Annotated in this window: 20 protein-coding genes and 1 riboswitch; of the genes, 9 read left to right on the forward strand and 11 right to left on the reverse strand. The window is 60.6% G+C overall.

Features of this window, described 5'->3' with window-relative positions:
- Positions 1 to 10: 10 nt before the first annotated feature.
- The 3 genes from dhaL to N6G83_RS18850 are packed head-to-tail and all read right to left on the reverse strand — an operon-like array spanning position 11 to position 2875.
- Positions 11 to 643, reverse strand: coding sequence for a dihydroxyacetone kinase subunit DhaL (gene dhaL, locus N6G83_RS18840; protein ID WP_025304312.1), 633 nt, complete (start codon positions 641 to 643; stop codon positions 11 to 13).
- A 9-nt stretch (positions 644 to 652) separates the two neighbouring features.
- A complete protein-coding gene (gene dhaK / locus N6G83_RS18845; protein WP_025304313.1) occupies positions 653 to 1723 on the reverse strand; it encodes a dihydroxyacetone kinase subunit DhaK in 1071 nt (356 codons plus the stop codon).
- 51 nt (positions 1724 to 1774) lie between these two features.
- A complete protein-coding gene (locus tag N6G83_RS18850) occupies positions 1775 to 2875 on the reverse strand; it encodes a glycerol dehydrogenase (protein ID WP_025304314.1) in 1101 nt (366 codons plus the stop codon).
- Positions 2876 to 3228: 353 nt separating this feature from the next.
- Here N6G83_RS18850 and N6G83_RS18855 point away from each other — a divergent pair, with 353 nt between their 5' ends.
- Both N6G83_RS18855 and N6G83_RS18860 read left to right on the forward strand, forming a co-directional pair.
- Positions 3229 to 3891, forward strand: a complete 663-nt coding sequence (locus N6G83_RS18855) for a DUF1190 family protein (RefSeq protein WP_025304315.1) — start codon at positions 3229 to 3231, stop codon at positions 3889 to 3891.
- Between the two features lie 3 nt (positions 3892 to 3894).
- Positions 3895 to 5055, forward strand: coding sequence for a glutathionylspermidine synthase family protein (locus tag N6G83_RS18860; RefSeq protein ID WP_025304316.1), 1161 nt, complete (start codon positions 3895 to 3897; stop codon positions 5053 to 5055).
- A gap of 48 nt (positions 5056 to 5103) precedes the next feature.
- Here N6G83_RS18860 and ygiD read toward each other — a convergent pair whose 3' ends face one another.
- Positions 5104 to 5886, reverse strand: coding sequence for a 4,5-DOPA dioxygenase extradiol (gene ygiD, locus N6G83_RS18865; protein ID WP_260515681.1), 783 nt, complete (start codon positions 5884 to 5886; stop codon positions 5104 to 5106).
- Positions 5887 to 6211: 325 nt separating this feature from the next.
- On the opposite strand from ygiD, the gene N6G83_RS18870 reads away from it, so the two are divergent.
- Positions 6212 to 7744 (forward strand): alkaline phosphatase, encoded by a 1533-nt coding sequence (locus N6G83_RS18870; RefSeq protein WP_025304318.1) that lies wholly within the window; start codon positions 6212 to 6214, stop codon positions 7742 to 7744.
- Positions 7745 to 7797: 53 nt separating this feature from the next.
- Here N6G83_RS18870 and ribB read toward each other — a convergent pair whose 3' ends face one another.
- Positions 7798 to 8451, reverse strand: coding sequence for a 3,4-dihydroxy-2-butanone-4-phosphate synthase (ribB, locus tag N6G83_RS18875; protein ID WP_004937218.1), 654 nt, complete (start codon positions 8449 to 8451; stop codon positions 7798 to 7800).
- A gap of 109 nt (positions 8452 to 8560) precedes the next feature.
- A riboswitch (FMN riboswitch) is annotated at positions 8561 to 8721 on the reverse strand.
- 147 nt (positions 8722 to 8868) lie between these two features.
- On the opposite strand from ribB, the gene ubiK reads away from it, so the two are divergent.
- Positions 8869 to 9144 (forward strand): ubiquinone biosynthesis accessory factor UbiK, encoded by a 276-nt coding sequence (ubiK, locus tag N6G83_RS18880; RefSeq protein WP_025304319.1) that lies wholly within the window; start codon positions 8869 to 8871, stop codon positions 9142 to 9144.
- Between the two features lie 61 nt (positions 9145 to 9205).
- Here ubiK and hldE read toward each other — a convergent pair whose 3' ends face one another.
- The 3 genes from hldE to N6G83_RS18895 all read right to left on the reverse strand — a co-directional run bounded on the left by hldE (position 9206) and on the right by N6G83_RS18895 (position 14904).
- Complete coding sequence (hldE, locus tag N6G83_RS18885; RefSeq protein ID WP_019453075.1) at positions 9206 to 10636, reverse strand: bifunctional D-glycero-beta-D-manno-heptose-7-phosphate kinase/D-glycero-beta-D-manno-heptose 1-phosphate adenylyltransferase HldE; 1431 nt, start codon at positions 10634 to 10636, stop codon at positions 9206 to 9208.
- 77 nt (positions 10637 to 10713) lie between these two features.
- The gene (gene glnE, locus N6G83_RS18890) at positions 10714 to 13551 is read right to left on the reverse strand and encodes a bifunctional [glutamate--ammonia ligase]-adenylyl-L-tyrosine phosphorylase/[glutamate--ammonia-ligase] adenylyltransferase (RefSeq protein ID WP_260515683.1); all 2838 of its coding nucleotides are present in this window, start codon (positions 13549 to 13551) and stop codon (positions 10714 to 10716) included.
- Positions 13552 to 13596: 45 nt separating this feature from the next.
- Positions 13597 to 14904 (reverse strand): inorganic triphosphatase, encoded by a 1308-nt coding sequence (locus N6G83_RS18895; protein WP_260515684.1) that lies wholly within the window; start codon positions 14902 to 14904, stop codon positions 13597 to 13599.
- A 278-nt stretch (positions 14905 to 15182) separates the two neighbouring features.
- Between N6G83_RS18895 and N6G83_RS18900 the strand changes: the two genes are divergently transcribed.
- Both N6G83_RS18900 and N6G83_RS18905 read left to right on the forward strand, forming a co-directional pair.
- Complete coding sequence (locus N6G83_RS18900) at positions 15183 to 15803, forward strand: TIGR04211 family SH3 domain-containing protein (protein WP_016930153.1); 621 nt, start codon at positions 15183 to 15185, stop codon at positions 15801 to 15803.
- Positions 15804 to 15925: 122 nt separating this feature from the next.
- Positions 15926 to 17170 carry a multifunctional CCA addition/repair protein gene (locus N6G83_RS18905; protein WP_060448047.1) on the forward strand — a complete coding sequence of 415 codons (1245 nt, stop codon included), beginning with the start codon at positions 15926 to 15928 and terminating at the stop codon, positions 17168 to 17170.
- Positions 17171 to 17209: 39 nt separating this feature from the next.
- On the opposite strand, the gene bacA is transcribed toward N6G83_RS18905, so the two are convergent.
- Together bacA and folB are read right to left on the reverse strand one after the other, a co-directional pair.
- Positions 17210 to 18034, reverse strand: a complete 825-nt coding sequence (gene bacA / locus N6G83_RS18910) for an undecaprenyl-diphosphate phosphatase (protein ID WP_004937204.1) — start codon at positions 18032 to 18034, stop codon at positions 17210 to 17212.
- A gap of 132 nt (positions 18035 to 18166) precedes the next feature.
- Positions 18167 to 18526, reverse strand: a complete 360-nt coding sequence (gene folB / locus N6G83_RS18915) for a bifunctional dihydroneopterin aldolase/7,8-dihydroneopterin epimerase (protein ID WP_004937203.1) — start codon at positions 18524 to 18526, stop codon at positions 18167 to 18169.
- Between the two features lie 107 nt (positions 18527 to 18633).
- On the opposite strand from folB, the gene plsY reads away from it, so the two are divergent.
- On the forward strand, positions 18634 to 19278 hold the full coding sequence (gene plsY, locus N6G83_RS18920) for a glycerol-3-phosphate 1-O-acyltransferase PlsY (RefSeq protein WP_025304323.1): 645 nt from the start codon (positions 18634 to 18636) through the stop codon (positions 19276 to 19278).
- Positions 19279 to 19308: 30 nt separating this feature from the next.
- On the opposite strand, the gene tsaD is transcribed toward plsY, so the two are convergent.
- Entirely contained in the window at positions 19309 to 20322 is a 1014-nt protein-coding gene (gene tsaD, locus N6G83_RS18925) for a tRNA (adenosine(37)-N6)-threonylcarbamoyltransferase complex transferase subunit TsaD (protein WP_025304324.1), read from the reverse strand.
- Between the two features lie 325 nt (positions 20323 to 20647).
- Between tsaD and rpsU the strand changes: the two genes are divergently transcribed.
- Entirely contained in the window at positions 20648 to 20863 is a 216-nt protein-coding gene (rpsU, locus tag N6G83_RS18930) for a 30S ribosomal protein S21 (RefSeq protein ID WP_001144069.1), read from the forward strand.
- Positions 20864 to 20999: 136 nt separating this feature from the next.
- The gene (dnaG, locus tag N6G83_RS18935; RefSeq protein WP_025304325.1) at positions 21000 to 22748 is read left to right on the forward strand and encodes a DNA primase; all 1749 of its coding nucleotides are present in this window, start codon (positions 21000 to 21002) and stop codon (positions 22746 to 22748) included.
- Positions 22749 to 22904: the final 156 nt, after the last annotated feature.

Below are 22904 nucleotides of genomic sequence, written 5' to 3' on the forward strand. Positions count from 1 at the left end.
TCGCCTCCTGCTAACTGCCGGCGACCTCGGCCAGCGTTTTCATCATCAACATCACCGAAGTGGCGCCGGGATCCTGGTGGCCGATGCTACGCTCGCCCAGGTAACTGGCCCGCCCTTTACGCGCCTGCATGGTAATGGTGCTCTCCACCGCCCGCTCGGCGCTGTCGGCGGCGCGCTGCAGCGCCTCCGCCACGCTCAGGTTCTGCTGCGCGGACTGGCCGAGGCTTTCCACCACCGGCCACCAGACGTCGCACATGGTCTTGTCGCCCGGCTCCGCCTTACCGCGCATCACCACGCCTTCCACCCCTTCCTGCATCACCTGATGCAGCTCCACCAGATCCAGGCTTTGCTTGGCGTTCGCCGCCTGCGCCGCGCGGATGAAGAAGGTGCCGAACAGCGGACCGCTGGCGCCGCCCACGCTCGACAGCAGCGTCATACCGGTGTTTTTCAGGATAAAGCCGATATCCTTGTCCGCCACCGACGGCAGCTTTTCCACCACCTTATTGAAACCGCGATTCATGTTCAGACCGTGGTCGGCATCGCCGATCTCGGTGTCCAGTTGGGTGAGAAAATCGCGCTCCCGGCTGAATACTTCGCCGCAACGCATCAGCCAATCGACGACCTGTTGTTTGGTCAACGCCATAATTCCTCCTCAGCAACCCCAACGCAGCGCAGGCGTTTTCACCGGCGCATCCCACAAGGACAACAGCTCGTCGTCCACGTTCAACAACGTGATGGACACGCCCTGCATATCAAGCGAGGTGCAATAAGAACCCACCAGGTTGCGTTCGATAATGATGCCCGCCTCGGCGCAACGCTCCGCCAATCGATGGTAGACGCCATACAGCTCGGACAGCGGCGTGGCACCCAGGTTATTGACCAACGCGATCACCCGATCGCCGCGCGTCAGCGGCTGCTTGGTCTGCATCTCGTCGCGCCACTCGCCCTGCTGACGATCCCAGACGCGGATCGTGCGCTGATAGTGGCCGTGGTCGATCAACGTATGGAACATGTCGTCCACCGCCGCGTTGAGCGTGGTGAACGTGCGGCGCGCAATGCCCGGCTCGCCGTGAATGCCGACGCCGAACTCCATCTCGTTCTCCGCCAGGGTGAACGACGGTTTGCCGGCGGCGGGGACGGTACAGGCACCCAGCGCAATGCCAATCGAATGCCCGTGGTTGTTGATGCGATGCCCCAGCGTCACCACGCTGTCCAGATCGTCGCCGCGCGCTGCGGCGGCGCCCAGCAGTTTCTCCATCAGCACGGTGTTGGCCACCCCGCGTCGCCCAGCAGTGAACAGGCTGTCTTTGACCGCCACGTCGTCATCCACCAGCACCGTCGCCACCGCGACGCCGCTGTCGTGCAGCAGTTCGGTGGCGGTTTCGAAGTTGAGCACGTCGCCGGTGTAGTTCTTAATCAGCAGCAACACGCCGGCGCCACCGTCGATCGCCTGACCGCACTCGTACATTTTATCCGGCGTCGGCGAGGTGAAAATCTCGCCCGGACAGGCGCCGTCGAGCATCCCTTCGCCGACGAAACCGCAGTGCATCGGCTCGTGGCCGCTACCGCCGCCGGACAGGATCGCCACCTTGCCCGCCACCGGCGCGTCGGCGCGGGTCACGAACACCGGATCCGCGTGCACCAGCAACTCGGGATGGGCCTCCGCCAGCCCCTGCAACTGCTCTTCCAACACCGACTCGACCTGATTAATCAGTTTTTTCACGATGATTTCCTCTGTAAGCCCAGGGGCGCGGCGCACCGCGCCCCAACGGTATCAATGACGCTGCAGCCAGGCGGTGCCCAGCCTGTCCGCCGTCAGGATCGCCGCCTGCACGCCCGCAGGGGTGACCTTGAACGGCATGTTGTGAATGGTTTCGCCGGCGGCGCAACTGGCCTCGGCCACCGCCATCATCTTCGCCGTCGCGTCGCCGGTGACGCCCATCTGCGCCAGCGTGATCGGCAGGCCGATGTCATGGCAAAACGCCAACACGGTTTCAATCTGCGCCATCGGGCTGTTCTGCAATACCAGCTGCGCCAAGGTGCCGAACGCCACTTTTTCGCCGTGATACAGGTGGTGGCACTCTTCCAGCACGGTGAAACCGTTGTGAATGGCGTGCGCCGCCGCCAGCCCGCTACTCTCGAAGCCGATGCCGCTCAAATACGTATTGGCCTCAATAATGCGCTCCACCGCTTCCGTTACCACGCCGGCCTCGACCGCCAGCTTGGCCTTCACCCCTTCGGCCAGCAGCGTGTCATAGCACAGCCGCGCCAGACTGAGCGCCGCCAGCGTCGATTTGCCGCCGGCCATGCTGGTGGCCTGAGCGTCGAAGCAGGCCTGCGCCTCGAAATAGGTGGAAAGCGCGTCGCCCATGCCGGCGACCAACAGGCGCACCGGCGCGTTGGCGATGATGGAACTGTCCATCACCACCATATCTGGGTTGCGCGGGTAGATCAGGTATTCGGCGAATTCGCCCTGTTCGGTGTAGAGAACCGACAGCGCGCTGGTCGGCGCATCGGTGGAAGCAATGGTGGGAATGAGCACCACCGGCAGCCGTTGGTAGTGGGCGACGGCCTTGGCGGTGTCGAGCGTCTTACCACCGCCGACGCCGATCACTCCGCGGCAACCGTGGGCCTGCAGCTCGCGGCCGAGCCGGTCTATCTCTTTGCGGCAGCACTCGCCGTTGAAGCGGGCCGCGTGATGTTTCACGCCGTGCTGCTGCAGGCTGCCCATTAGGGTGTCGCCCGCCAGCTGCATCACGAAGTCGTCGGCGATCACCAGGTAATGATCGGCGAGGGATTTGGCGTATTCGCCGACGACGGCTAGCGCATTGGCGCCCTGAATGTATTTACCTGGTGACTGGATGATTCTCAACATAACCGGATCCTTGTAGGGAGTTGGCGATGGTAACGTTCAGATATCAGGTGATGACGCGCCGACTTCGCCGTCGGCTTGTTGTTGTGCTTCGACTATGAGCGCCTGCCACCCGCCTGGCGAGCTTCGCGATTTTTGTTCCATTATGGAACATCATCATAGCGATAACGTTTCATGATGAAACGCCAACGCGCGTTTTTTCGCCGCGAAAGCGAACTGGCGCACACCCCAACGTATAACTGCGTAAAGAGTGGATTCTACGGGCGTTTCAGCTTTAATTTTGACCATGTTTCCCCTATCCTTAGCGCCACTACTGGGAAAGGGCGAAAACAGCCCGCATGATGGGATTGATAACGATGAAACGGACAAAAAACATCAACCAAGAGACGTTCCGCAAATCCTGGCGCAGCTACCGTGTCGCGCCCGTGGCCTTGGCGATCAGCGCCGTCTTTATGCTGGCCGGCTGCGAGAAGAGCGATGAAACGGTCTCCCTGTATCAGAATGCCGATGACTGTTCGCGCGCCAATCCTTCAATGAGCGAGCAGTGCACCACCTCCTACAACAACGCCCTGCAAGAAGCGGCGAAAACCGCGCCGAAATACGCCACCCGCGAAGACTGCGTCGCCGAGTTCGGCGAAGCGCAGTGCACCCAAGCGCCGGCACAGGCCGGCATGGCGGCGGAATCGCAAAGCAGCGGCAGCTTCTGGATGCCGCTGATGGCGGGCTACATGATGGGCCGCCTGATGGGCGGTTCCGGCTTCGCGCAGCAGCCACTGTTCACTTCCAAGAACGCCGCCAGCCCGGCGAACGGCAAGTTTGTCGACGCCAGCGGCAAGAGCTACGGCCCGGCCACCGCCGGCGGCCGCACCATGACGGTGCCGAAAACCGCCATGGCGCCAAAGCCTGCGGTCACCAACACCGTGACCCGCGGTGGTTTCGGCGAGACCGTGGCCAAGCAGACCAGCATGCAGCGCAGCAGCGCCACTTCCAACTCCGGCTCTCGCAGCATGGGCGGTTGATGCATGAAACGTATTGCTATTACCGAGCGCCCGGACTGGCGTGAAAAAGCGACCGAGTTCGGTTTCCGTTTCCACACCATGTACGGCGAGCCGTACTGGTGTGAAGACGCCTATTACCAGTTCACGCTGGCGCAGATTGAAGAGATCGAAAACGCCACCGCCGAGCTGCACCAGATGTGCCTGCAGGTGGTGGAAAAGGTGGTCGGCAGCGATGAGCTGATGGCCAAGTTCTGCATTCCGAAACACACCTGGGAGTTCGTGCGCAGTTCCTGGCGCACCAACCAGCCGTCGCTGTATTCGCGTCTCGATCTGGCCTACGACGGCGTCAACCCGCCGAAGCTGCTGGAGAACAACGCCGATACGCCAACCTCGCTGTATGAGGCGGCCTTCTTCCAGTGGCTGTGGCTGGAAGACCAGATCAACGCCGGCAAGCTGGATCCGGAATCGGATCAGTACAACAGCCTGCAGGAGAAGCTGATCGAGCGTTTCGCCGAGCTGAAAGCGCATCACGGCTTCGGCCTGTTGCACCTGGCCTGCTGCCAGGACAGCGAAGAAGATCGCGGCACGGTGCAATATCTGCAGGACTGCGCGCAGGAAGCCGGTCTGCCGACCGAGTTCCTGTTCATGGAAGAGATTGGTCTTGGCGAGAAAGGCCAGTTTACCGATCTGCAGGATCAGGTGATCGGCAACCTGTTCAAGCTCTACCCGTGGGAATTCATGCTGCGCGAGATGTTCTCCACCAAGCTGGAAGACGCCGGCGTGCGTTGGCTGGAGCCGGCCTGGAAGAGCATCATCTCCAACAAGGCGCTGCTGCCGCTGCTGTGGGAAATGTTCCCTAACCACCCTAACCTGTTGCCGGCTTATTTCGCGCAAGACGATCATCCGCCGATGGATCATTACGTCACCAAACCGCTGTTCTCACGCGAAGGCGCCAATATCCAGATCGTCGAAAACGGTCAGGAAGTGGCGCGCGTCGATGGGCCATACGGCGAAGAAGGCATGATCGTGCAGCAGTTCCATCCGCTGCCGAAGTTCGAAGACAGCTACACGCTGATCGGCAGCTGGCTGGTGAACGATCAACCCTGCGGCATCGGCCTGCGCGAAGATCGCGAACTGATCACGCAGGATCTATCGCGCTTCTATCCGCACACCATCCTCGGCTGATCGCCCTGCTGAAGACAAAAACGCCAGTCTCTGACCGGCGTTTTTTCTTTACCCCACCTGCACCGACAGCATGCTCAGCGCCCCCATTTCGATACCGTCGATCGGCACGCTGATGGCTTCTTTGCCATCCCAGCCGCCGAGCACGTACAGCAACGGCAGATAGTGTTCCGGCGTCGGGTTTGACAACGCCGCGCCCTCATGGCGCATGAAATCCACCAGCGGGTGGTTGTCGCCCCGATAGCGCAGGTTATCCCGGACAAAGTTATTGAACGATTCCGCCCACGGGTAGGCGCTGGTATCGCCCTGCCATTTCACCATGCGCAGGTTGTGCACCACGTTGCCGCTGGCGACGATCATCACGCCCTCATCCCGCAGCGCCGCGAGTTTGCGGCCCAGCTCATAGTGGTAAGCCGCCGGCTGAGTGCCGTCGACGCTGAGCTGCACCACCGGGATATTGGCATTGGGATACATCTTGATCAATACGCCCCAGGTGCCGTGATCCAACCCCCACTCGCCGAGATCCGCCGTTACCGGCACCGGCGCCAGAATGTGCTGCAGCTGCGTGGCCAGCGCGGGAGAGCCCGGCGCCGGATAACGGGTATCAAACAGCGCCTGCGGGAACCCGCCGAAGTCGTGAATGGTTTTGGGTTTTTCCATCGCAGTGACCGCAGTGCCACGGGTATACCAATGCGCAGAAACCGCCACGATCGCCTTCGGCCGCGGCAATGACTCACCCAACGCACGCCATGCCCGGGTGTAACGGTTGTCTTCCAGCACGTTCATAGGGCTACCGTGGCCAAGAAACAGTGCCGGCATACGAGAGGTGTTCATAGTGGGATCCTCAGTTCAAATTGTGCTATGCCGCTACATTACGCGCTTTGACGCAGCAACACAGCCGGATAACCGTGATGAAGATATTCAATAAATTTGAAATAAAAGCCGGAAAAATAGACTGGCAAACAAAAAGTTAAAAAATGCATATTTTTCAAATAATTAATAATCAACGTGAATACCATGGCATTACTGCCACACAGATCTAATTTGTGAACAATTTATGTACTCTTTGTTAACGCGATCTATACACTCCTCCTTCAGTCGACAGGGTGTTGGCAGCCCGTCGGCGCTACGGGAATCACGTCTCACCAAGGAGGAATTCATGTTCAGACTCACACTGGCAACCCGCCTGGCGCTTTCCATGACCTTGTTCGCCACCGGGGCAGTCGCCGCCGGCGCGGTGGACAACGCGCCGCTGACGCAGCGCGAAGACCCTTACTTCCTTCAGGCGCAAGCCCAGCTGCAACAGCGGCTGAAGCAGACGCCAAACACCAACCGCGCCAAAAACGTCATTCTGGTGGTCGGTGACGGTATGGGATTTTCCACCGTGACCGCCGCCCGCATTTTTGAAGGGCAGCAGCGCGGCGTGGATGGCGAGTCCAACGTGCTGGCCTGGGAAGCCTTCCCCTATTTGGCGGCGGCCAAAACCTATTCCGCCGACGCCCAAATCACCGACTCCGCGCCCAGCGCGGTGGCAATGACCACCGGCGTCAAAACCATCAACGATCTGATGGGCCTCAACCATACGGCCACCCTCAACAATTGCGAGGATCAGCAAACCAAGGCCGTCACCACGCTCTGGGAGATGGCCGCAACGCTCGGCATGGCCACCGGCGCCGTGACAACCGCGACCATTACCCACGCCACGCCGGGCGCCACCTATGCCCATATCGCCAACCGCGACTGGGAGTCTGACGCCAAAATGCCGGCGGACGCCCTGGCCGCAGGCTGCCGCGACATCGCGCGCCAGCTGGTGGAAATGAAATACGGCAACGGCCTGAACGTGGCGATGGGCGGTGGGCGCGCCAACTTCCTGCCCGACAGCGTGAGCGATCCGGAATATCCCGGCAAAACAGGCGCCAGAAAGGATGGCCGCGACCTGACGCAGGCCTGGCTGCAGCGCTACGGCGAGCGTGGGCAATACGTATGGAATCAGGCACAGTTCGATAAAATCGAGCCGGGTAAGGTCGACCACCTGTTGGCCCTGTTCGAGCCATCACACATGAACTTCGAGCACGATCGACGGCAAGACGCGGCGGGAGAACCTTCACTGGCAGAGATGACCGGCAAGGCCATCGATATTCTGGCCAAGAACCCCGAAGGCTACCTGCTGCTGGTGGAGGGTGGACGCATCGATCACGGCAGCCACAACGGTAACGCCTACCGTACGCTGAGCGACGCGGTCGCCCTGAACGAGGCGGTGAAAACCATCGTCGGCAAGGTCAACCTGGACGAAACGCTGGTGATCGTGACCGGCGATCACAGCCACACGCTGACCATCGCCGGCTATGCCAAGCGCGGCAATCCTATCCTCGGCATTTCCGTCGGCGTCGACGGTAAACCTCGGCTGGGCAGCGACGGCAAGCCCTACACCACCCTCGGTTTCGCCAACGGCCCCGGCGGCACAATCCCGCTGGCCGAGCGCCCGGCATTGACCATGGAGCAAACCACCGCGCCCGACTTTATTCAGCCGGCACTGGTGCCGCTGAAAAGCGAGACGCACGGCGGGGAAGATCTCGGCATCTACGCCATCGGCCCCTGGGCGCATCTGTTCCAGGGTACGGTTGAGGAGAACTACACCTTCCACGTGATGAATTACGCCAGCCGCATCGGCGAACGCCTGTCAAAACGGTAGCCACAAAAAAAGCCGCGTAACGCGGCTTTTTTATCGTTGAAAGCGGCCGGCTATCAGCTGGCTTTTTTCTCGTGCGCCTGGCGGTAGGCCACCAGATCTTCGATGGTCAGCACTACCATGTCGTGCTGTTTGGCGAAGGTAATCACTTCCGGTGCATGCGCCATGCTGCCATCGTCGTTGGTCAGTTCACACAGCACGCCGGCAGGTTTGAAACCGGCCATGGAGACCAGATCGATGGTCGCTTCGGTGTGGCCGCGACGGCTCAGCACGCCGCCCGGCTGCGCACGCAGCGGGAACACGTGGCCCGGACGGTTCAGGTCGCTCGGCTTGGCGCTGTCTGCCACCGCCGCGCGGATGGTGGTCAGGCGATCGGAAGCGGAAACCCCGGTGGTCACGCCCTGCGCCGCTTCGATGGTCACGGTGAAGGCGGTCTGGAACTGGCTGGAGTTGTTGGTCACCATCATCGGCAGCTCAAGCTGCTGACGGCGTTCTTCGGTGATGCACAGGCACACGATACCGCTGCCGTGGCGAATGGTCAGCGCCATCTGCTCAACGGTCATGGTTTCCGCGGCGAAGATCATGTCACCTTCGTTTTCACGATTTTCATCATCGAGCACCATTACGCCGCGCCCGTTGCGCAGTGCGTCAATCGCGCGTTCAACGCGTTCTGTCGGCGTGCCGAAGTCTGAAAGTAGCGTCTGATTCATGGTAAAAAACCTCATTAAAAATTATGGATTACCAGAACCAGGGCGATCTTGAGGAGTAGCTAGCAATAGCTAAAAAAATAACGCAAGCGGGCGCATGCCCGGCAGATACCGTTACTCTCTCCCATCCGGACTATAACCGTCGGCCCCGGAATTACACCGGATCTGCTGACCTCTAACCGGCCTTTACAGGCTGGCTGAGCGCTCGCGGGCTTTCACCGTAGAAGGTGATTTACCGCCGGTGGGGACTTTCACCCCGCCCTGAGAATAAGCAAGATGACTATAACGCTAATGGATAGACAGGGCAATTGGCAAAAGCACAATTCGGCCACGCGCGGCGAATGCGCTTAATGGTGTTTATCCGGCGGGCAACTCGCATTACACTAAGCGGCAGCTATTAAACTCTGAAAGGGATACGCCATGATTGACCCGAAAAAAATCGAACAAATCGCACGCCAGGTTCATGAGTCCATGCCTAAAGGCGTTCGTGAATTCGGGGAAGACGTTGAGAAAAAAATCCGTCAGGTCCTGCAATCGCAGTTGACCCGCCTGGATTTGGTTAACCGCGAAGAGTTCGACGTGCAGACTCAGGTGCTGTTGCGCACCCGCGAGAAGCTGGCGCTGTTGGAACAGCGCATGGCCGAGCTGGAAAGCAAACTGAGCACGGCGCCGGCAGCCAAGCAGGAAGACGAATAATTCCCGCCAAGGGCGCGCACCTGTATGAACCGCGCGCCCTTGTTCTTTAGATTACCCGGCGTTAGCCGCGCCCGTCTTTAATCGCTTTGATGATGTTGGTGGTCGACAGGCCGTCTTCAAAGTTCAACACTTTGACATCGCCGCCGTTGGCCCACACTTCCGCACTGCCGGCAATCTCTTCCGGTTTGTAATCGCCGCCTTTCACCAGCAGATCCGGCAGAATGTCGGCGATCAAGCGCTGCGGCGTGTCCTCTTCGAACGGCACCACCCAATCCACCGCTTCCAGCGCGCCCAGTACAATCATGCGGTTCTCCAGCGCGTTGACCGGGCGTGTTTCCCCTTTCAGGCGCTTGGTCGACGCATCGCTGTTCACCGCCACGATCAGGCGATCGCCCAGCTTGCGGGCGTTGGCCAGATAAGAGACGTGGCCGGCATGCAAAATGTCGAAGATGCCGTTGGTCATCACCACTTTTTCGCCGCGCTGACGCGCCTGCGCGACGGCATGCTTCAACTGCGCTTCGGTCATCACGCCAAAACCGGTTTCGGCGCGGCCACGCACCGCGTTTTCCAGCTCGATCGGTGACACGGTGGAGGTACCGAGCTTGCCCACCACCACGCCGGCGGCAGCGTTGGCCAGGAAACAGGACTCTTCCAGCGAGTTACCGGCGGCCAGCGAGGCGGCCAGCACACCGATCACGGTGTCGCCGGCGCCGGTCACATCAAACACTTCCTGCGCCTGGGTCGGCAAGTGCAGCGGTTCAACGCCCGGCTGCAACAGCGTCATGCCGTGTTCTGAACGGGTAACCAGCAGCGCCGACAGCTCGAAATCCGCCACCAGCTTCATGCCGCGTTCCACCAATTCCGCTTCATCCTTGCAGTGGCCCACCACCGCTTCGAACTCGGACAGGTTCGGCGTCAGCAGCGTCGCGCCGCGATAGCGCTCGAAATCGGACCCTTTCGGATCGATCAGCACCGGCACCTTGGCGGCGCGCGCCAGTTGGATCATGCCCTGCACCTGGCTGAGCGCGCCCTTGGCGTAATCGGACAGCACCAGCGCGCCGATCTGCGGCAGCGCCTGCTGAATACGCTCCAGCATCGGCTGTGGATCAACGTTGGAGAAGCCTTCTTCGAAGTCGAGACGGATCAGTTGCTGGTTGCGGGACAGCACGCGCAGCTTGGTGATGGTCGGATGGGTCGGCACCGAGACGAAGTCGCAGCGCACGTTGACTTCATTCAGCTTGGCGCTCAGCGCCCGCGCCGCATCGTCGATGCCGGTCAGGCCCACCAGGCGGGAAGTGGCGCCCAGCGAAGCGATGTTCATCGCCACGTTAGCCGCGCCGCCGGGACGCTCTTCGATGGTATCGACCTTGACCACCGGCACCGGGGCTTCCGGTGAAATGCGGCTGGTCGGCCCATACCAATAGCGATCCAACATGACGTCACCGACCACCAGCACACCGGCGCGGCGAAAATCAGGCAGCGTAACTTTCATCCGATAACTCCAAAAAAGAACAAAATTTTAGTGGCGCAGATATTACCACAGACCGCCGGAATACCCGCAAAAAGGTATTAATCCAGCCATTTGGCCCAGCTGGCGCGTACCTGTTCGCGCTCGGCGGCAAACAGCCCGCTGCCGACCTTGCCGGAATGCTCCTGCAGCGCCAGGTGGTGGATCTCGTCGCGCATGGTGACATAGGCCTGGGTCAGCGCGCGCGCTTCCTCTTCCGGCATGATGTCGTAATTGGCCATCAGCTCGAAGATGCGCACGTTGTCCGACCAACGCGTCAGGCGCGGTTCACCCGGCGCATAGCGTAAGACCAGATATTGGGCGATAAATTCGATGTCGGTTATGCCGCCCTCATCGGTTTTGATATCAAACAGATCGCGCTGCTTGCTGCCGAGATGGTTGCGCATCTTTTCGCGCATCTCGCGCACTTCGCGCTTCAGGGTCTGCGCATCGCGCGTTTTGCACAGGATCTCGCGCCGGATTGCGTCAAACTGCTGATGCAGCGCCGGATCGCCATGCACGATGCGCGCGCGCACCAGGGCCTGATGCTCCCAGGTCCAGGCTTCGTTTTGCTGGTAGTCGGCGAACGCTTCGACGGTGCTGACCAGCATCCCCGCCGCACCGGAAGGCCGCAGACGCGCGTCAACCTCATACAGAATGCCGGAGGAGGTGCGGGTGCTGAACAGATGCATCACCCGCTGTGCCAGCCGCAGGTAGAACTGACGGCCGTCGATGCAGCGATCGCCGTCGGTCATCACTTCCGGCGGGCAATCCAACAGGAACACCAGATCGAGGTCGGAACTGTACCCCAGCTCCCAACCGCCCAGCTTGCCGTAGCCGATCACCGCAAAGCCGCGCCCTTCGCGTTCCTGCAGATGGGTCGGCTGGCCGTAACGCGCCACCATGTCGCTCCAGGCCTGTTGCACCACCGCGTCGATGATCGCCTCCGCCAAATAAGTCAGATGGTCGCTCACTTTCATCACCGGCAGCGCGCCGGCGATATCCGCCGCGGCGATGCGCAGCTGCTGCGCCTGTTTGAACTGGCGCAGCGCCTCCAGCTTTTGCTCTTCGTCGTCTTCCGGCACCCGCAGCAGATACTGGCGCAGCTCGCTGCGGTAGGCGTCCAGCGCCACCGGCTGATACAGCGTGGCCGGATCCAGCAGTTCGTCCAGCAACAGCGGGTAACGCGACAGCTGGTTGGCGACCATCGGCGACGCGGCGCACAGGCGGATCAGATGGCTGAGCGCCGCGTGGTACTCCACCAACAATTCGAGGTAGGTGGTGCGGGTGACGATGCTGAGCAGCAGCTGCGCCAGCCGCACCAGCGCGGTCGGCGCGTCCTGGCGCGGGCACACCTCCGCCAGCAGGCGCGGCATCAGTTGATCGAGCACGTCGCGGCCGCGCGGGCCAATGGTGCGCTTGTCGACGTCGTGGCGGAAATCGGCGATGGTGCGCAGCATCTGTCGACGGCCTTCTTCATCGAGGTGCGGCGTCAGCGGCGCCAGCTCGTTCTCCTCCAGCGCGTCCTGCCACAGGCTGTGGTAGTGCTGGTAATCGGGATCTTCGCCGACATCCGGGCTATCGTCGCCGATCAGGTCGTCGAACACCGCGCGCACCGCCTGCATGTGCGCGTCCAGCGCCGCCATCAGCGCCGGCCAATCCGCCAATCCCATACCGTAGGCCAACCGCGCCTGATCGAGTACCTCCTGCGGCAGCGTCTGGGTTTGCTGATCGCCGATCGCCTGCAGCAAGTTCTCCAACCGCCGCAGGAACAGGTAGGCGGCGCTCAGCGCCCGTACCTGCTCGGCCTCCAGCAGCCCCAGCTCACCCACCGCCTGCAGCGTCGGCAGCAGCGAACGCCCCTGCAGCGCCGGCTCGCGGCCGCCGCGGATCAGCTGGAATACCTGGGTAATGAATTCGATTTCGCGAATGCCGCCGGCGCCCAGCTTGATGTTGTCCTTCAGGCCGCGACGCCGTACTTCACGGGCGATCATGCCCTTCATGTTGCGCAGCGACTGGATGACGCTGAAATCGATATAGCGGCGGAACACGAACGGCCGCAGGGTTTTGCGCAGCTCCTGGCTGTAGGCGTCTTCCGCCCCGCCCATCAGGCGCGCCTTCACCATCGCATAGCGCTCCCAGTCGCGCCCCTGCTCCTGATAATAATCTTCCAGCGCCGCGAAGCTCATCACCAACGGGCCGCTGTCGCCGAACGGTCGCAGCCGCATGTCGACGCGATAGACGAAGCCGTCGATGGTCTGTTGATCCAGCGCCTTGATCAGCCGCTGGCCGAGGCGGGTGAAGAACTGGGCATTGTCCAACTCGCGCCTTCCGCCCTGGGTCTGGCCGTTTTCCGGGTAGGCGAAGATCAGATCGATATCCGACGAGAAATTCAGCTCGCCGCCGCCCAGCTTGCCCATGCCGAGGATCAGCAGCGGCTGCGGTTCGCCAGCGGCGTTGCACGGCGTGCCCCACTCGCGGCAGCAGGTTTGGTACAGCCAGTCGCGTGCGCTGACGATCAGCGTCTCCGCCAGCCCGCTCAGCTGCAGCAGCGTTTCTTCGGTCGAACACAGCCCCTGCGCCTGCGCCCAGGCGATACGCACCAGCGTCTCGCGGCGAAACAGGCGCAGCGTGCGCATCAGCTGCGCTTCGTCGTGCACCTCTTCCAGCTCGTCCTGCAGCCAGGCGGCATAGTGTTGCCACTCGCCGGGCGCCGGCGGCTGCTCGCGCAGCGTCGCGAGCCAGGCCGGCTGGGCGAGCAGCGCGTCGCTGACGAAGTCGCTCGACGCCAGCACCCACTGCTCCTGCTCGCTAAAGGCGCTGTCCGCGCCGTGAACTTCCTGAAAACGCTGCACAACCTGCTGTGCCTGAGCCTGTAACGCGGCTGAAAGTGGCGACATAGTGTATGACCCGTTCTGCGGCCCACGGCTGGCGGGCCGACTGGATTAACGAAGCGCGCCGTTTAACCAGAATGGCGCATGCGATAAGGCCTGTTTGCGGCTGGCTTCATACCAGCCCTGGCGGCGCTCGCTCAGCGCGGCCTGCAACTCGCGCCAGGCGTCGATATAAGGCCCGGTCTGCTCGTCGGGGTAAGCGCCCGACAGCAGGATCAGCGCCGAAATCTGACGCGTCAGGCGCGGCAATTGTTCCTGATATTCATCTTCGTTCAGCGTACGGCTGAAGGCTTCTTTCAGCTCCGCGCCGCTGCGCCCCAGCATGATGTCGCTAAAGCGTTTGAAAGAACCGTCCAGCTTGGTCTGCCCTTTGGCATCGATAAACGGCCTCCAGGCGCCGCTCACCAGCCATGATGTGAGCGCCAACTTACATTGCAGGTAAGCTGTGCTGTAGCACAGGGTCTCTGGTTGCGCGGCTTTATCCGCCAACAATGGTTCGAGTTCGGTCAGACGGGCGCGCAGATCGGCGCTGGCCTTGCGCGGCACCAGGCCGCCGAAGATCACCAGCGCCTGACGGATCGTTCCAACCGCCTCAATCACCGAAGCGCGCGCCTGCGCGTCGCCGCGCAGCCATAGCTCTTCGTGATACTGCCAGTGGCTGAGCGCCTGCTCGAAGGCGGCGATCATTCCCTGCTCCACGGTCGCCTTCGCCGCCGGCTTCAGCACCTGCAGCGAGCGCACCTCGCGCGGCGGATTGCCCTGCGCCAGGTGATAACCGCGCGCCGCCTTGCTCAGGCTGCCCTGACGCAGCCCATCGTGCGCCGCCAGCTCACCGGCCAACGCCAGCAGATCGGCGGTATTGCCGTTCAGCAACTCCAGTTCTATCTCACTCAGGGCTTCGCTTTGGTCACCGGCGCGCACCTCGCCCTGATCCAGGCCAATTTCTATCTCGCTTTGGCCGTAAGTAACCACCCACTTCTCACGCACGAAATCCGTACGGAACAGCGGTTGCAACGCCTGCTGCAGCGCCGCGATATCGCAATCCTGCGGCCAGATGTCGGCAGGAAACTGCGCCAGCGCCAGCTGCGGTTCGGCGATGGCAACATTGTATTCCGGGCGCTGGTGCAGGCCTGCCACCACTTTACCGGCGGTTTTGATGGTCATCTCATAGCGATCGTCGAAACCGCGAATGCGCAGCCCCATGTCGTGACGGCGCAAGACGTTGTCGGCCGTTTCGAAGTAAATGTTGGTCAGTTTTTGCGGCGCGGAATGCTGATGCGGCCAGGCGGCGAGCCAGTGTGGCAGTGCGGCCACCGCTTGCGGCGCGGCGATGAATTTCAGTTCAATTTCAACGGTCATAATTCTTTAACACCAATAAGTTACGCATTCGCGTCGGTTTCAGCGCGGCGCGCTCGGCCCGCCGTATGCTGCCCACTGACGCACAGTTGCCGTTATCTTACCGCGATTCCCGGCGCCTTAACCCTGCTAACTGTAGAAAAAACCTGTTACGTTATAAAACGCTGCGCAACTCACAGAATCAGCCACAGTAAGATAGTTCTCATTCCGGTTTTGGCGTTGCGTCGTCAGACTGAACCCTCTACTATCGTTCCATAAATTCACCCAGAAACGATGAACTAATGCAGAAATTACGCCTGATTTTCCTTGCCGCGCTGAGCTTCAGCATCACTTGGGCCGCACATGCCGAAGATAAACGCTATATCTCCGATGAGTTAAGCACTTATGTCCATAGCGGCCCAGGTAATCAGTACCGTATTGTCGGCACTCTGAACGCCGGTGAAGAAGTGACCCTGCTGAGCGTCAACGACAGCACCAATTACGGCCAGATCCGCGATCCCAAAGGCCGCACCACCTGGATCCCGCTCGATCAGCTCAGCCAGACGCCAAGCCTGCGCACCCGCGTGCCCGAGCTGGAACAGCAGGTGAAAACCCTGACCGACAAACTGGCCAACATCGATAACACCTGGAACCAGCGCACCTCGGAAATGCAGGAAAAAGTCGCGGGCAGCGACAGCACCATCAGCAGCCTGCAGAAGGAAAACCAGGATCTGAAAAACCAGCTGGTGGTGGCGCAGAAGAAGGTCAACGCCGTTAACCTGCAGCTCGACGATAAACAGCGCACCATTATTCTGCAGTGGTTCATGTACGGCGGCGGCGTTGCCGGCGTCGGTTTGCTGTTGGGTCTGCTGTTGCCGCACCTGATCCCGCGCCGCAAGAACAACAATCGCTGGATGAACTGATCTCAGTATCGTTCAGTTTGAGTATGGGCGCCTGCGGGCGCCCTTTTCATTGGTGCCGACATCCCGCGGTCAATTCATGTAATCTGATAGACAGAGCCTTACACGATATTCAGGAGTCAACAGTGCAGATTTATCTGGTCGGCGGCGCCGTTCGCGACAGCCTGCTCAATATTCCGGTGGTCGATCATGATTGGGTGGTAGTGGGCGCCACGCCGGCAGAGCTGCTGGCATTGGGTTACCAACAGGTCGGCAAAGATTTCCCGGTGTTCCTCAACCCCGATTCTCATGAGGAATACGCGCTGGCGCGCACCGAGCGCAAATCCGGCCAAGGGTACACCGGTTTTACCTGCTATGCCGCGCCGGACGTCACGCTGGAGGAAGACCTGCTGCGGCGCGATCTGACCATCAACGCCATCGCCCGTTCCGCCGAAGGGGAGCTGATTGACCCTTACGGCGGCGTGGCCGATCTGCAGGCGCGCGTGCTGCGCCACGTTTCCGACGCGTTCGGCGAAGATCCGCTGCGAGTACTGCGCGTGGCGCGTTTCAATGCCCGCTTCGCCCACCTGGGTTTTCGCATCGCCGACGAAACGCTCGCCCTGATGCGCCAAATGGCGCACGGCGGTGAACTGGCTGCGCTGACCGCCGAACGCGTCTGGAAGGAAACCGAAAAGGCGCTGCAAAGCCAGAGCCCGCAGGTCTATTTTCAGGTGCTGCGCGATTGCGATGCGCTGGCGGTGCTGTTCCCGGAAATCGACGCGCTGTTCGGCGTGCCGGCCCCCGCCAAGTGGCACCCGGAGATCGACACCGGCGTGCACACGCTGATGGCGCTGGCGATCGCCGCCCGCCTCACGCCGGAGGTGGACGTGCGCTTCGCCACCCTGTGCCATGACCTCGGCAAAGGGTTGACGCCAAAAGAGTTCTGGCCGCATCACCACGGCCACGGCCCGGCGGGCGTACGGCTGGTCGAGGCGCTGTGCCAGCGGCTGCGGGTGCCTAACCCGGTGCGCGATCTGAGCAAGCTGGTGGCCGAGTACCATGATCTGATCCACACCGTGAACAAGCTGCGGCCGGAGACCCTATTGAAGCTGTTCGACGCCATCGACGTCTGGCGCAAGCCCCAGAGGCTGGAGCAGATGATCCTGACCAGCGAAGCGGACGCGCGCGGACGCACCGGCTTTGAGAAGAATCCCTATCCGCAGGGCGACTATCTGCGCCAGGCGTATCAGGTGGCGAGCGCGGTATCGATTAAAGAGGTGGTAGCCAGCGGGCTGCAGGGCACCGCGATCCGCGACGAGCTCAAACGCCGCCGCCAGCAGGCGCTGGCCGAGTGGAAGCTCACCCAAACGATTATCAACGATCAGGCATAAAAAAACCCCGCAGAGCGGGGTTTTTTCTTGGTATCGGGCTTACAGGAACACCATGTAAACCACGGCCGCCACGATAAAGCGGTAGATGGCGAACGGCACGAACGAGATGCGTTTGATCAGCGACAGGAAGGTCTTGATCGCAATCAGCGCCACCACGAAGGCAGTAACGAAGCCGACGGCGAACATCGGCAGATCGCCCCAGGTCAGGAAGTGCAGGCTCTTGTACAGATCCAGGCCGCTGGCGCCAATCATCATCGGCACCGCCAAAATGAAGGAGAACTCGGACGCCGCATAGCGGTTCACGCCAACCAGCATACCGCCGGCGATAGTGGAACCCGAACGGGAGAAGCCCGGCCACAGCGCCAGGCACTGGAAGCAGCCGATCATGAACGCCTGGCGGTAGGTGATGTCATCCAGCCCTTCCGCGCTCGGTTTCTTCGGCTTCAGCCATTCCGCCGCCAGCAGCAGCAGACCGCCGACCACCAACGCATACATCACGTTTTTCGGCGCGAACAGCGACTTGATGAAATCATGGAAGGCCAGGCCCAGCACCACCGCCGGGATCATCGCCAGCAGGATGTGCCCCAGCTTCAGCTGACCGCTGGTTTTGCCCTCGTGCTCCACCGGCTTGCCGCCGAAATGGATGCCGATCAGGCCGAACAACCTGCGCCAGAACATCACGACGACGGCCAGGATCGACCCCAGTTGGATGATGACTTCAAAGGTTTTGGCTTTGTCGCCGGTAAAGCCCAGCCACTCGCCAACGATAATCATATGCCCGGTGGAAGACACCGGCAGAAATTCGGTTAACCCCTCGACAACCCCAAGAACAAACGCAATAAACAGTGAATGCATGTCAGCCATGTGCTTCGCTCACCCTATAAAATAACGGCTATCACATAAAAAAGCGGCAGTGCTTAAAGACAATGCCGCTAAAACAATTCTCAGGATTAAGACCAGCTTAACGGTCTTTCGTTGCAAGCAGATGACATAAAATCATGCGGGACGAGTGCCGCGCTCAATGATCACGCCGACCCGATTGGCATGTGCTACAGCGCCCGGTTTGCTGACCTTAATACGGACCCACGGGGAATTGAAGCGCTGAAGCAAAATTTCAGATATTTCCTCCGCCACGCGTTCCACCAGGGCGAAGCGGTTCGACTCCACGTGTTGGATCACGGCATCGCTGACGTCGGCATAGCTCAGACAGTCAGTTACGTCGTCGCTGGCGGCGGCCGGCCGGTTATCCCAGCCCATTTCGATATCGAACACCAGCTTCTGACGAATGCCCTGTTCCCACTCATAAACGCCAATGGTGGTAATTACGGTAAGCTCTTCAATAAATACGATATCCATCACGTCATTCTCTGTTTTTGGCCTTGCCGGATACCACTTCCAGCGGAATGTGCGTATTATCCATAGATGTTGCGAGTAAAACGACCATTATTAAACGGAACCGCGTTATGAGTGCTACCGCGCTTGGCATGATTATCTTCGCGTATCTGTGCGGCTCGATTTCGAGCGCGATCCTGGTTTGCCGGATCGCCAGGCTGCCGGACCCGCGTGAGCATGGCTCAGGAAATCCCGGGGCGACCAACGTCCTGCGCATCGGCGGCCGGCTGGCGGCAGCGGCGGTGCTGGTGTTCGATATTCTGAAAGGGATGTTGCCGGTCTGGCTGGCCTACAAACTCGATGTACCGCCGCTGTACCTCGGCCTGACGGCGATCGCCGCCTGTCTGGGGCACATCTATCCGGTGTTCTTCCACTTCCGCGGCGGTAAAGGCGTGGCGACGGCGTTTGGCGCCATCGCGCCTATCGGCTGGGATCTGACCGGCCTGATGACCGGCACCTGGCTGTTGACGGTGCTGCTCAGCGGCTACTCTTCGCTCGGCGCCATCGTCAGCGCGCTGATCGCCCCGTTCTACGTCTGGTGGTTCAAACCGCAGTTCACCTTCCCGGTAGCGATGCTCTCCTGCCTGATCCTGATGCGGCATCACGACAATATCCAGCGCCTGTGGCGCGGCCAGGAAGGCAAGATTTGGGGCAAGTTCCGCAAGAAGAAAAACGACGCGGATGAGGATAACGGCGACCAGCCGAAAGACGAATAACAGAAGGGCCGGATTATCCGGCCCTTTGCTTTATACCGCAGGCAGTTCCGCCAGCGGCCAGCGCGGCCGCACCGACACGCTCAGCTCCGGGTTGGCGCCGCTCTTCAGCCGCACCATGCCGGCATAGGCGATCATCGCGCCGTTGTCGGTGCAAAATTCCGGGCGGGCATAGAACACTTCCCCGCCGCGTTTCTGCATCATCTCCGCCAGCTTGGCACGCAATGTGCGGTTGGCGCTCACGCCGCCGGCCATCACCAGGCGTTTGAAGCCGGTTTGCTCGAGGGCACGTTTGCATTTGATCGCCAGCGTATCCACCACCGCATCCTCGAAGGCGCGGGCGATGTCGGCACGCGTCTGATCGTCGTTGCCGTTGGAGCGAATGGTGTTGGCGGCGAAGGTTTTCAGCCCGGAGAAGCTGAAGTCCAGCCCCGGACGATCGGTCATCGGCCGCGGGAAGGTGAAACGCCCCGCCGTGCCCTGCTGCGCCATCTTCGACAGCATCGGCCCGCCGGGATAATCCAGGCCGAGCAGCTTGGCGGTTTTGTCGAACGCTTCGCCGGCGGCATCGTCGATCGACTCGCCCAGCAGTGCATACTCACCGATGCCGGTGACGCTGATCAACTGAGTGTGGCCACCGGAGACCAGCAGCGCGACGAACGGGAACGCCGGCGGGTTATCTTCCAGCATCGGCGCCAGCAGGTGGCCTTCCATATGGTGTACCGGCACCGCCGGCACGTTCCAGGCGAACGCCAGCGCACGCCCGACGGTAGCGCCGACCAGCAGCGCGCCTACCAGGCCCGGCCCGGCGGTATAAGCCACGCCGTCGATATCGGCCGGAGTCAGGTTGGCCTCTTTCAGCGCCGCCTGAATCAGCGGCACGGTTTTGCGCACGTGATCGCGGGAGGCCAGTTCCGGCACCACGCCGCCGTAGTCGGCGTGCAGCTTCACCTGGCTGTATAATTGGTTGGCCAACAAACCGGTTTGATCGTCATACACTGCAATTCCGGTTTCATCGCAGGACGTTTCTATACCCAGTACTCGCATTACATTTCCCATCATTCACGTGCGGCCGCCAGTCTACCACATTCCGCCGCATTTACCGCCGATGCGGCGCATCTTGTCACCGGCTTGCGCCTATGTCGATGATTCATCCAGAAAATGCCCGAGCGATTAAATACGAGCATTTTTTTCTGATTAGTCTATAATCAGCGCCCGGTGCAAAATTGCGCACGTTGCGGCAGAGCGACGCGGGTTTCAATTTGCTGTGATGCTTTACAAAGCAGCATCCATTGGAGTAAAATTCCGCACCATTTTGAAAAGGCTGGCGCTTGGCCAGCAGCAAACCGAATTTTATTGAGGTGAGAGGCACATGCCGGTAATTAAAGTACGTGAAAACGAGCCATTTGACGTTGCTCTGCGTCGTTTCAAACGCTCTTGCGAAAAAGCGGGTGTTTTAGCTGAAGTTCGTCGTCGTGAGTTTTATGAAAAACCAACTACCGAACGTAAACGCGCTAAAGCTTCTGCTGTGAAACGTCACGCGAAGAAACTGGCTCGCGAAAACGCACGCCGCACTCGTCTGTATTAATTCTTCGGGGGCAACCCCACCGCGTGAATTTCTGATTTTCAAAATCGCGCAGACCGAGTAGTTGCATACGAAGGCCGTGCTTTCCGAAAGGAATGCGCGGCTTGTTCTCGTTTATAGGCTAATGAAGTAAGGGCTTATGGCTGGACGAATTCCGCGCGTATTTATCAATGACTTGCTGGCTCGCACCGACATCGTCGATTTGATCGACGCCCGCGTGAAGCTCAAGAAGCAAGGCAAGAACTACCACGCGTGCTGTCCGTTCCACCACGAAAAGACGCCTTCCTTTACCGTTAATGGCGAAAAGCAGTTTTATCACTGTTTTGGGTGTGGTGCGCACGGCAACGCCGTCGACTTTTTGATGAATTACGACCGACTCGAGTTTGTCGAAACCATCGAAGAGCTGGCGACCATGCACGGGCTGGAAGTGCCTTACGAAGCGGGCACCGGGCCGACCCAGATCGAACGCCATCAGCGCCAGAGCCTGTACCAACTGATGGAGCAGCTCAGCGCGTTCTATCAACAGTCACTGCAGCAGTCCTCCGGGGCACCGGCGCGCAGCTATTTGCAGCAGCGCGGATTAAGTGACGACGTTATTCGCCATTTCGCCATCGGCTTCGCGCCGGCGGGATGGGATAACGCCCTGAAGCGTTTCGGCCGCGATGCCGACTCGCGCCGCGCATTGAACGATGCCGGCATGCTGGTGACTAACGATCAGGGGCGTTCGTACGACCGTTTCCGCGAACGGGTGATGTTCCCCATCCGCGACAAGCGCGGGCGCGTGATCGCCTTCGGCGGCCGCGTGCTGGGCGACGGTATGCCGAAGTACCTGAACTCGCCGGAAACCGAAGTTTTCCATAAGGGCCGCCAGCTGTACGGCCTGTATGAAGCACAGCAGAACCACCCTACCCTCCAGCGGCTGCTGGTGGTGGAAGGGTATATGGACGTGGTGGCGTTGGCGCAATTCGGCATCGATTATGCCGTCGCCTCGCTCGGGACCTCGACGACGGCTGAACACATTCAGCTGCTGTTCCGCGCTACCGACAACGTCGTTTGCTGCTACGACGGCGACCGCGCCGGCCGCGAAGCGGCCTGGCGGGCGCTGGAAACCGCGCTGCCGTACCTGAACGATGGGCGCCAGCTGCGGTTCATGTTTTTGCCCGACGGTGAAGACCCGGACACCCTGGTGCGCAAAGAAGGCAAAGAAGCCTTCGAACAGCGAATGGAGCAGGCGCAGCCGCTGTCCACTTTCCTGTTCGAAAGCCTGCTGCCGCAGGTGGATTTGAGCAGCCCGGACGGGCGCGCCAAGCTGAGCACGCTGGCGCTGCCGCTGATTACTCAGGTGCCGGGCGAAACGTTGCGCTTGTACCTGCGTCAGGAGCTCGGCAACAAGCTGGGGCTGCTGGACGACAGCCAGCTCGACAAGCTGATGCCCAAGCAGGCGGAAAATGCGAATCCTTATCAGGCGCCCCAGCTAAAACGCACAACCATGCGTATACTGATAGGGTTACTGGTGCAAAATCCGCAGTTGGCTACACTTATCCCTTCGCTGGAAGGGTTGGAGCAGACCAAACAGGCGGGATTGCCGCTGTTCGTCGAACTGGTGCAGACCTGTTTGGCGCAGCCGGGCCTGACGACCGGGCAATTGCTGGAGCTGTATCGCGACAACAAATTCAGCCAGCAGCTTGAAACCTTGGCGACATGGAACCATATGATCGTTGAGGACATGGTCGAACAGACCTTTTTGGATACGTTGGCCAGCCTGTACGACTCGGTGCTCGAGCAACGGCTGGAAACGCTGATCGCCCAGGCCAGAACGCGCGGCCTGAGCCCGGAGGAACGTGAGGAAGTCCGTTCTCTCAACCAGGTTTTAGCGAAGAAAAACTGAATACCAAACGGCTTAAGTGCCGATAATTGCGAGGGCAGAGCCCTGCACAGTGCCGCCATAGTGGGCCGCGGCGATAACGAAAACGCCCCAAATGCTATTGTTGGCGGTTTCGCCGACCGACACCAACCTAAATACTCTGAAGTGTGGATACCGTCT

The organism is Serratia sp. PL7, assembly GCF_945957435.1.

Bases quoted from the DNA above. Each gene is read 5' to 3' on its own strand.
- folB (WP_004937203.1), bottom strand. From the start codon at position 18,526: ATGGATATCGTATTTATTGAAGAGCTTACCGTAATTACCACCATTGGC.
- ribB (WP_004937218.1), bottom strand. From the start codon at position 8,451: ATGAATCAGACGCTACTTTCAGACTTCGGCACGCCGACAGAACGCGTT.
- N6G83_RS18850 (WP_025304314.1), bottom strand. From the start codon at position 2,875: ATGTTGAGAATCATCCAGTCACCAGGTAAATACATTCAGGGCGCCAAT.
- N6G83_RS18855 (WP_025304315.1), top strand. From the start codon at position 3,229: ATGAAACGGACAAAAAACATCAACCAAGAGACGTTCCGCAAATCCTGG.
- tsaD (WP_025304324.1), bottom strand. From the start codon at position 20,322: ATGCGAGTACTGGGTATAGAAACGTCCTGCGATGAAACCGGAATTGCA.
- plsY (WP_025304323.1), top strand. From the start codon at position 18,634: ATGAGTGCTACCGCGCTTGGCATGATTATCTTCGCGTATCTGTGCGGC.
- hldE (WP_019453075.1), bottom strand. From the start codon at position 10,636: ATGAAAGTTACGCTGCCTGATTTTCGCCGCGCCGGTGTGCTGGTGGTC.
- N6G83_RS18895 (WP_260515684.1), bottom strand. From the start codon at position 14,904: ATGACCGTTGAAATTGAACTGAAATTCATCGCCGCGCCGCAAGCGGTG.
- ygiD (WP_260515681.1), bottom strand. From the start codon at position 5,886: ATGAACACCTCTCGTATGCCGGCACTGTTTCTTGGCCACGGTAGCCCT.
- rpsU (WP_001144069.1), top strand. From the start codon at position 20,648: ATGCCGGTAATTAAAGTACGTGAAAACGAGCCATTTGACGTTGCTCTG.
- dhaL (WP_025304312.1), bottom strand. From the start codon at position 643: ATGGCGTTGACCAAACAACAGGTCGTCGATTGGCTGATGCGTTGCGGC.
- N6G83_RS18900 (WP_016930153.1), top strand. From the start codon at position 15,183: ATGCAGAAATTACGCCTGATTTTCCTTGCCGCGCTGAGCTTCAGCATC.
- glnE (WP_260515683.1), bottom strand. From the start codon at position 13,551: ATGTCGCCACTTTCAGCCGCGTTACAGGCTCAGGCACAGCAGGTTGTG.
- dnaG (WP_025304325.1), top strand. From the start codon at position 21,000: ATGGCTGGACGAATTCCGCGCGTATTTATCAATGACTTGCTGGCTCGC.
- ubiK (WP_025304319.1), top strand. From the start codon at position 8,869: ATGATTGACCCGAAAAAAATCGAACAAATCGCACGCCAGGTTCATGAG.
- bacA (WP_004937204.1), bottom strand. From the start codon at position 18,034: ATGGCTGACATGCATTCACTGTTTATTGCGTTTGTTCTTGGGGTTGTC.
- N6G83_RS18860 (WP_025304316.1), top strand. From the start codon at position 3,895: ATGAAACGTATTGCTATTACCGAGCGCCCGGACTGGCGTGAAAAAGCG.
- N6G83_RS18870 (WP_025304318.1), top strand. From the start codon at position 6,212: ATGTTCAGACTCACACTGGCAACCCGCCTGGCGCTTTCCATGACCTTG.